Source organism: Micromonospora sp. NPDC005299, assembly GCF_042872345.1.
In the GTDB taxonomy this organism is placed as follows: domain Bacteria; phylum Actinomycetota; class Actinomycetes; order Mycobacteriales; family Micromonosporaceae; genus Micromonospora.
Genome location: NZ_JBIAKG010000021.1, coordinates 35,880 through 44,631, shown reverse-complemented (window position 1 = coordinate 44,631; position 8,752 = coordinate 35,880). Strand labels below are relative to the sequence as shown.

Genomic DNA, 8,752 nt, shown 5'->3' with positions numbered 1-8,752 from the left:
ATGCGTACGGCAACCGATACTGAGCCACACCCGACGCCCCTGGATCTCCCGGACCCTACGACTGGCCCGCTCAACCTTGAAAGAAGGTAGGACCGCTACTCGACGAACCTGCAGGTCGCCATCGACGCCAGCACCCGCCTCGTCATCGCCGTCGGCGACCCACAGCCCGGCAACCGCAACGACACCATCGTCTACCGCACCTCCGGCATCGACCAGAAGCTGGCCGGACGGCCCGTCATGGCCGACGGCGGCTACCGCGGCAACCCGGAGGTCATCATCCCGTACCGCAAGAACCGCGACGGCAGCCCGCTACCGGCGTGGAAGGAAGACCTCAACGCCCAGCACCGCACCGTCCGCGCACAGGTCGAACACGCCCTGGCCAGGCTCAAATGCTGGAAAATCCTGCGTGACTACCGCCGCGCCGGCAGCACATTGACCGACACCGCATCCGCCATCGCCCACCTGCACAACATCGCCCTCACCGGGTGAGCACCAACGCGGTCACGGACAACGCCTTCACCGAATTACGAGACGTCCCTTAGGTGCGGCTCCCTCAGCCAACGGACACCGTCCAACGCCAGCCTCGTTGTTAATCCGCTGGTCCGAATGGATGCTGTCGTATGGACATCGCCGCCATCGAGGAACTGAACTCACTCAGCATCCATCTAAGGCGGACGGTCCCCAAATCAGGACCTGCGAGACCAAGCCGGGCCTCAGGTAGCGATGAGGCAGCAAGCCGCCCGATCAGGCTGGTTAGACGAATGCAGAGAAGGCCTTTCACGAGCTGGGCAACAAGGTGGAGCCGGCCAATCGTCACTCCACGCTGGGCAGCTTCGGTCCCAGCACATCGTCCGCGTCCACGATGGTGTACGCGTACCCCTGCTCCGCCAGGAAGCGCTGCCGGTGCGCCGCGTACTCGGTGTCGATCGTGTCCCGCGACACCACCGTGTAGAAGTGCGCCTGCCGCCCATCGGCCTTCGGCCGGAGCACGCGCCCCAACCGCTGCGCCTCCTCCTGCCGAGACCCAAACGTCCCCGACACCTGAATAGCGACGGCAGCCTCCGGCAGGTCGATGGAAAAGTTCCCGACCTTGGAGATGACCAGCGTCTTCACCTCACCGGACCGGAACGCGTCGAACAACCGCTCCCGCTCGCGGTTCGTCGTCGACCCCTGCACGATCGGCGCGTCGAGATACTCCCCGAGCTGGTGCAACTGGTCGATGTACCCGCCGATGACCAGCACCTGCTCGTCCGGGTGCCGCTGCACCAGCGCCCGCACCACCGGCAGCTTCGTCCGCGCCGTCGCCGCCATCCGGTAGCGCTCCTCGGCCTCGGCCGTCGCGTACGCCATCCGTTCGGCGTCGGTCAGCGTGACCCGTACCTCGGTGCACTCGGCCGGGGCGATCCAGCCCTGCGACTCGATGTCCTTCCACGGCGCGTCGTACCGCTTCGGGCCGATCAGGCTGAAGACGTCGCCCTCGCGGCCGTCCTCGCGTACCAGGGTCGCCGTGAGGCCGAGCCGGCGGCGGGCCTGGAGGTCCGCGGTGAAGCGGAAGATCGGCGCGGGCAGCAGGTGCACCTCGTCGTAGACGACCAGGCCCCAGTCGCGGGCGCCGAACAGGTCGAGGTGGGTGAACGCGCCGCCGCGCCGCGAGGTGAGCACCTGGTACGTGGCGATGGTGACCGGGCGGATCTCCTTGCGCTCGCCCGAGTACTCGCCGATCTCCTCCTCGGTGAGCGACGTGCGGGCGATCAGCTCGCGCTTCCACTGCCGGCCGGCGACCGTGTTGGTGACGAGGATCAGCGTGGTGGCCTTGGCCTCGGCCATGGCCGCCGCCCCGACGAGGGTCTTGCCGGCGCCGCAGGGGAGCACCACCACGCCGGAGCCGCCGGCCCAGAACGCCTCGACGGCCTCCCGCTGGTACGACCGCAGCGTCCACGGCTTGCCGCCGTCCTTGCCGGCTTCGGCCAGCTCGATCGGGTGCGCCTCGCCGTTCACGTAGCCGGCCAGGTCCTCGGCGGGCCAGCCGAGCTTGAGCAGCGCCTGCTTGAGCCGGCCCCGCTCGGAGGGGTGCACCTGGATGGTGTCGTCGTCGAGCTTCGGGCCGAGCATGCCGGCGAGCTTCTTGCTCTTGGCGACCTCGATCAGCACCACCCGGTCCAGCGCGCGGAGCACCAGGCCGTGCGCCGGGTCGTTGGCGAGCTGGAGCCGGCCGTAGCGGTCCATCGTCTCGGCCACGTCGACCAGCAGCGCGTGCGGCACCGGGTAGCGGGAGTACTTGATCAGCGTGTCCACCACGCCCTCGGCGTCGTGGCCGGCGGCTCGGGCGTTCCACAGCCCCAGCGGGGTGAGCCGGTAGGTGTGCACGTGCTCGGGGGAGCGCTCCAGCTCAGCGAAGGGCGCGATGGCCATCCGGCACGCCTGCGCGTCGGGGTGGTCGATCTCCAGCAGCAGGGTCTTGTCCGACTGCACGATCAGTGGTCCACCGCTCACGCCAGCGTCCTCTCCCTATGCCGGAAATTCTCGCCCGCACGGCGGCTGACCTGCCGAAGGCGGACCATCCAGTGTTGCACGCCGACGGGTGTCCGGAAAAAGTCTCGTTGGACAGGCAACGGCACACTCCTCCCAGACGTCTAGCAAGCGGGACAACTGTCCAGGGGGAGGGCCCATGAAGCGTGTCCGTTTCGCCGCCCGGGCCATCGGCCTGGCAGCGGTCGTGCTGGTCGGCGTCGGTGCGTGCGCGCTCGATCCGCAGGGCGACGGATCCGGGGCGGCCGCCCCGGCCCCCGTCGGCGTGACGGAACAGGCATCGGGGGCGAGCGCGCCGCCCGCGCCGGAGCAGCCGACCGCGTCCCCGTCGGCGCAGCCGAGCCGGACGGCCACGCCGAAGCCCAGCCGCAGCACCACGCCGAAGCCGACCCCGTCTCGTTCGACGGGCTGCCCCCAGGGGGAGCAGCAGCGGGCCGTGGAGACGTACCTGACCCGGCTGGGCGGCTTCGGGACGCTGACCGTGGACGGCAAGCAGTCGGCCGCCGACTGCGCCGCCATCAAGAAGTTCCAGCGCCGGTACGGGATCAGCCCGGCCGCCGGTCGCGCCGGCGCCACCACGTACGACGTGGCGAAGCGGCTGGCCGGCACCGACACCGGGCGCTGCCGCGCCGGCTCCGGCACCACCTTCTGCGTCGACCTGACCCGGCAGACCGTCTGGGCCATGCGCGGCGGGAAGGTGGTCATGGGCCCGACCGTGACCCGCACCGGCATGGCCGGCTACGCCACCCCGGCCGGCACCTACTCGGTGGGTGGGAAGAACATGCGGGAGTGGTCCAACCCGTACGAGGTGTGGCTGCCCTACTGGCAGCGGTTCAACGGCGGGATCGGGTTCCACGAGACCACGACCTACCTGCACAACTCCTCGATCGGCTCGCACGGCTGCGTGAACCTGCTGCACCGCGACGCGGTCCGGCTCTGGGAGCTGGGCTCGGTCGGCACCCGGGTGGTCGTCTTCGGCCGCCGCCCCGGCACCTGATACCCGACCGGGCGTGACCTCCCGCCCGGATCAGGGTTTTATCCCCTGTCCGGGTGACCCCCTCCGGTGCCACGCTGGAGGCCGGGTCCACCACGGGGCGGGAGGGACTGGAGATGACCGTCAATCACGACGTGCTTCCCGAGGACGACCGGGCGCGCCAGCAGGAGGTCTCACCGGCAGCCTTGGTCGGCTACGCGGCCGCCGCCACCGGCGTCTTCGGCTGGTTCCTGTTCGGGCTGCTGGTCCAGCGGCAGGGCTTCGTGGACTCGGTCGGCGAGTCGGCCGGTGCGGCGTTCGCGCTGCTGCTCACCGTCTCGGTGGTCGGCACCCTGCGCCGCAACGGGGACTAAAACGGCGGTCAGTCCTCCAGCACCGCCGCGGTGATCCGGTGCAGCGCGAACGTGTGCAGCATCTCGGTGCGCTCGTCCTCGGCGCGCAGGTAGCCGGCCCCGATCGACACCGGCCGGACCAGCCGGGACGCGGTCGCCCCATGCGCGTCGACGTAGCCGACCCAGACCAGCGCCTTGTCCCGCACCGCCTGCTGGAGCACTGCGAGGGCATCGCTGTGGGTGTGTGCCGGCCCCGGGCCGGTGCGCGCCGACCCGCCGCGGACCACCGCCGGAGCCCGCCGCGCCGCCCGGGCCGCCGCGTCGCCCCGGCGGATCTGGTCGACCACGCCGAGCAGCCGGGGCATCGGCAGCCGCGGCGCCGCCAGGGGGTCCAGGCTGCGGCTGGCCGACGGTACCCGGGCCGGCGCCCGCCGGGTCTTCGGCCGGGCGAGCACGGTCGCGCCGCCGGCGTCCTCGGCCACCGGCGCGTAACCGGCGTCGCGCAGCGCGATCAGCATCCGGTTCACCTGGTACGGGGTGATCAGCACCGTCGGGGCCAGCCGGCGCAACGCGAGCGCCTCCAGCCGCTTGTCGGACAGCACCTCGGTGAGCAGCGCCTCGTCGTCGCTGCGCACGTAGCCGCCGGCCGAGCCGAGCCGCAGCCCGCCGTGCTTGCGCGCCACGTCGTCCACCAGGTAGCTCATCCCCTGCGGCACCGGGGTACGCGACCGGCGGCGGAACAGCGCGTGCAGGTCGTCGGCCGAGTAGCCGGCGTCCAGGGCCCGCCGCACGCTGGCCGTGGTGACCCGGTACACGCTCGCCCCGCCGGCCGACTCGTGCTCCGCCACCACGTCCAGTTCGGCGGCGAGCGCCGGGTCGGGCGGGCCGGGCACCACGACGGTCAGGTCGGCCTGCACGAGGAAGTGGTCGACCGGGGCGGGAAGCAGCGCGTCCAGCGCGCGGACGGCGGTGGACGGCTCGCCCGACTCGGCCTCGGAGCGCAGCCCGAGCGGGTCGTCGGCCCGCTCGTCGGCGTCGTTCAACTCGGCCAGCAGCAGCCGCCCGTACGAGGTCAGCGCCCCGAGTCCGGTCACCCCGAGCTGGGCCGCCTCGGCCAGCACCTCGCGGTGCGCACCCTCCCGGCCCCGGGCGCGGCGCGGCGCCCGCCAGTCCAGCAGTTCCAGCACCTCGTCGGGCGTCGGGGCGGTCGCCGGAGGCAGGTCGGCCAGCACGGCGAGCACCGAACGCCGGGCGGCCGGCGCGCCGGCCCGTTCCGCCTCGGCGGAGAGCACCGAGATGGGCCGGTCCCGGTCGTCGCGCTGGCCGACCAGGCCCACCTGGCGGGTCATGGTCAGCCAGGCCCGGGCCAGCTGCTCCCAGCGCTGGGCCAGCGAGGCGGCCCGCCACACCTCGTACCCGCCGGTGGGCAGGATCTGCTGGTCGCCCCCGTACCGGCTGGTGGCCGCCCCGGTCAGGTCCAGCTCGCCGACCAGCCCGGCCGCGTACGCCACCTCGAAGAGCAGCGCGGTCGTCGGATCGTCCAGCCCGAGGCCGCGGGCGAGCCGGCGCAGGTCGCGGACGCCCACGCCGCCGGAGCGCAGCACCGGGGCCGGCTCGGCGGCCAGGGCCTCCAGCAGCGCCTCGGTGTGCCGGACCACCTCCATGGTCTGCCCGGCGCCGGCCGAGTCGACGGCCTTGGCCTCCCGGGGCGGGCTCGACACCTCCGGCAGGCTGGTGCGCAGCGGACCGAGCGGGCCGGTGTCCCGCCGCAGCAGCAACCCCACCTCGCGGGGCAGTTCGACGGTGCCGCCGCCCTTGACGGCCGACATCCGCACGAGCAGCCGGTGCTCCACCAGCCAGCGGATCGGGGAGCCGGTGGCCGCCCCGCCGTTGACCAGGTCCGGCGGGAGGATGTCCTCCTCGCCGGTGGCGGGGGCCTCCAGCGCGCCCGGGGGCACGGTGCCGACCGGCGGGCCGGCGGCGAGCCGGTCCAGGATCGCCCGGGCCGAGGGCGGCGCGGCCAGCAGCGTCCGCCGCAGCTTCGCCGGGTCCGTGCAGACGGCCGCCGCCCGCGGGTCCAGCTCCGCGGCCGGCCGGCCCAGGCCCGCCAGGTACGGGGACACCTCGTCGACGCCGCCCACCACGTGCAGGTCGTGCTCCGGCCCGTACAGCAGGAAGAGCGCGCGGAGTCGGTTCACGGCGCCGCGGACCGCGGTCGGGGCGGGCGGGTGCGGGCCGGAGGTGGCCAGGGCCAGGATGGCCTCGGTGGCGGTGCCGCCGCTCTCCGGGTCCCGGGTGAGCCGGGCGGCGTCCAGGATCTGGAGGGTGAACTGGTCCAGCCCGTCGAGCGCCCGCGCCACGGAGACCCGCGACTGGGCGCGGATGGCGAGGGCGGAGACGTCTGCCGGCACCGGTACGACGAGGTCCGGCCGCAGTTGGAGGAGGGCGGCCAGGGACTCGTCGGGAAGGGTCCGCAGATGGTCGGCGAATGAGGTGGTCATCGTCGTTCCACGCTAGCCCGGCCGGGGGCCGTCGCGCCCCTCGGACGTCCGGCTCGGTCCGGCTTGGGCGGGTACGTTCTCGACATGCCCCCACTGATGGTCGGATTCGACCTCGACATGACCCTGGTCGACTCGCGCCCCGGCATCGCGGCCGCCTTCCGGGCGCTGACCGCGCGCACCGGCGTGCCCGTCGACGCGGAGCTGGCGGTCTCCCGCCTCGGGCCGCCGCTGCGCACCGAGATCGCGCACTGGTTCCCGCCGGAGCGGGTCGAGGAGGCGGTGACCGCGTACCGGGAGCTCTACCCGGCGTACGCGATCACCCCGGCCCTGCCGATGCCCGGCGCGGAGGCCGCGATCGCGGCGGTGCACGCGCGCGGCGGCCGCGTCATGGTGGTCACCGCGAAGATGGGCCGGCTGGCGAAGCTGCACCTGGACCACCTCGGCCTGGCCGTCGACGAGCTGGCCGGTGACCTGTTCGCCGAGCAGAAGGGGACCGCGCTGGGGGAGCACGGCGCGACCCTCTACGTCGGCGACCACGTGGCCGACATGGCCGCCGCACAAGCTGCGGGAATCCCGGGCGTGGGAGTGGCGACCGGCCCCTGCTCAAGGGAGGAGCTGAGCGCGGCCGGAGCACACGTGGTGCTGGATGATCTCGCCGGATTCCCGGCGGCGCTCGACCGGATCATCGGGCTAGCCTTGGAGGGGTAGAGGTTCCGAGCGAAGCAGGGGTTTCAGGTGCCGACGGGTCGAGTGAAGTGGTATGACGCGGCCAAGGGATACGGGTTCGTCACCAGCGACGAGGGTGGCGACGTGTTCCTGCCGAAGGGCGCGCTGCCGGCGGGTGTCACCGACCTGAAGGGCGGCCAGCGGGTCGATTTCAGCGTGGTGGACAGCCGGCGGGGCGCCCAGGCGATGGGGGTCAAGCTGCTGGAGGCGCCACCTTCGGTGGCGGAGCTGCGCCGCCGGCCGGCCGAGGAGCTGCACGGCCTGGTCGAAGACATGATCAAGGTGCTGGAGGCGAAGGTCCAGCCGGACCTGCGCCGGGGCCGCTTCCCGGACCGGAAGACCGCGCAGAAGATCGCTCAGCTGGTCCACGCGGTGGCGCGCGAGCTGGAGGTCTGAGGGACGAGCCCGGCGTCGGCGGCCCGGCCCAGCAGCGCCTCCACGGCGGCGAAGCCGGCCTCTCCCAGGTCGGCGGTGAACTCGTTGACGTAGAGGCCGATGTGCCGGTCCACCACGTCGGGCTCCATCTCCTGCGCGTGCGCGAGGACGTACTCCCGGCTGGCCTCCGGGTCGGCCCACGCCTGCCGGACCGACTCGCGGATCCAGGCGGCCGCCTCGACCGGGTCCACCGCGCCCTTGCGGGCCAGGATCGCGCCGAGCGGGATCGGCAGCCCGGTGTCGCCCTCCCACCACTCGCCCAGGTCGACCAGGGCGGTCAGCCCGTGCCGCGGGTAGGTGAAGCGCGCCTCGTGGATCACCAGCCCGGCGTCGTACCGCCCGGCTGCCACCCCCGGCATGATCTCGTGGAACGGCACCACCTCGATCCGCGCCGGCGGCTGCTCCGCCGCCCAGAGCCGGAACAGCAGGTACGCCGTGGTCCGCTCGCCCGGCACCGCCACCGTCGCGCCGGAGAGGTCGGTCCGGTCGCCCCGGGTGAGCACGAGCGGACCGCAACCCCGGCCCAGCGCGCCCCCGCAGGGCAGCAGGTGGTAGTCGTCGAGCAGCCACGGCAACGCCGCGTAGCTCACCTTCACCAAGTCGAACGCCCCACGCTCGGCGGCCGTGTTGGTGACGTCCACGTCGGCGTAGGTCACGTGCACGGCCGGCGCGCCGGGCACCCGGCCGTGCACGAGAGCGTCGAAGACGAAGGTGTCGTTGGGGCAGGGCGAGATCGCCAGGGAGAGCGCCACGCCCCCACCGTAACCCCGCCCGATCCGGTGCCCACCACCCCGGCCCCGCCAGGTGTGACGGGCGACCTGTCGTGCCTGCCCGTCAGCCCCGGCGCCTCCTGCTCAGCCGCTACGAACTTGATGACGTGAGTGGATCGCGGTGGACCGTTGACAACGTGCGCCCGGCGGAGGGTGCCGGCGTTGAGTTGTGACTCCCCGGCTCAGCCTCGTGCCACTTGTCCAGTCGCTAGGAGCTTGATGACGTGAGTGGATCGCGGCACGCCGTTGACAACGTGCGCCCGATGCAGGGCACCGGCGTTGAGGTCCGGATCTCCGGGCGTCGCATGCTTGACCACCCACACCGACCCGGCACTGCCACCGGCACCGGCCGCCTGCCACCGGCACCGGCCGCCTGCCACCGGCACCGGCCGCCTGCCGCCGCCAACCGCCTACGAATGACCTCCGCCGCCACCTCTGACGCCGGGAGCGACCTCTGATGCCCAC

Annotated in this window: 7 protein-coding genes and 1 pseudogene; 5 read left to right on the top strand and 3 right to left on the bottom strand. The window is 73.1% G+C overall.

What is annotated here, in order from left to right:
• Positions 1–93: 93 nt before the first annotated feature.
• A pseudogene (locus tag ACFYPD_RS32805) lies at positions 94–489 on the top strand (transposase family protein); the annotation flags it as partial.
• A gap of 324 nt (positions 490–813) precedes the next feature.
• Here ACFYPD_RS32805 and ACFYPD_RS32800 read toward each other — a convergent pair.
• Positions 814–2,493: a DNA repair helicase XPB gene (locus tag ACFYPD_RS32800; protein WP_387122253.1), complete on the bottom strand. Its 1,680-nt coding sequence runs from the start codon at positions 2,491–2,493 to the stop codon at positions 814–816.
• A gap of 175 nt (positions 2,494–2,668) precedes the next feature.
• On the opposite strand from ACFYPD_RS32800, the gene ACFYPD_RS32795 reads away from it, so the two are divergent.
• Together ACFYPD_RS32795 and ACFYPD_RS32790 are read left to right on the top strand one after the other, a co-directional pair.
• Positions 2,669–3,526 carry a L,D-transpeptidase family protein gene (locus ACFYPD_RS32795; protein WP_387122251.1) on the top strand — a complete coding sequence of 286 codons (858 nt, stop codon included), beginning with the start codon at positions 2,669–2,671 and terminating at the stop codon, positions 3,524–3,526.
• A 113-nt stretch (positions 3,527–3,639) separates the two neighbouring features.
• Positions 3,640–3,876: a hypothetical protein gene (locus ACFYPD_RS32790; RefSeq protein ID WP_387122258.1), complete on the top strand. Its 237-nt coding sequence runs from the start codon at positions 3,640–3,642 to the stop codon at positions 3,874–3,876.
• Positions 3,877–3,884: 8 nt separating this feature from the next.
• Here the strand turns inward: ACFYPD_RS32790 and ACFYPD_RS32785 are convergent, their stop codons facing one another.
• A complete protein-coding gene (locus tag ACFYPD_RS32785) occupies positions 3,885–6,356 on the bottom strand; it encodes a helicase-associated domain-containing protein (RefSeq protein ID WP_387122248.1) in 2,472 nt (823 codons plus the stop codon).
• Positions 6,357–6,440: 84 nt separating this feature from the next.
• On the opposite strand from ACFYPD_RS32785, the gene ACFYPD_RS32780 reads away from it, so the two are divergent.
• Entirely contained in the window at positions 6,441–7,064 is a 624-nt protein-coding gene (locus ACFYPD_RS32780; protein WP_387122246.1) for an HAD family hydrolase, read from the top strand.
• Between the two features lie 27 nt (positions 7,065–7,091).
• The gene (locus ACFYPD_RS32775; RefSeq protein WP_088997128.1) at positions 7,092–7,478 is read left to right on the top strand and encodes a cold-shock protein; all 387 of its coding nucleotides are present in this window, start codon (positions 7,092–7,094) and stop codon (positions 7,476–7,478) included.
• On the opposite strand, the gene ACFYPD_RS32770 is transcribed toward ACFYPD_RS32775, so the two are convergent.
• Positions 7,439–8,269, bottom strand: coding sequence for a 1,4-dihydroxy-6-naphthoate synthase (locus ACFYPD_RS32770; protein ID WP_387122243.1), 831 nt, complete (start codon positions 8,267–8,269; stop codon positions 7,439–7,441). The genes ACFYPD_RS32775 and ACFYPD_RS32770 overlap by 40 nt on opposite strands.
• Positions 8,270–8,752 lie beyond the last annotated feature (483 nt).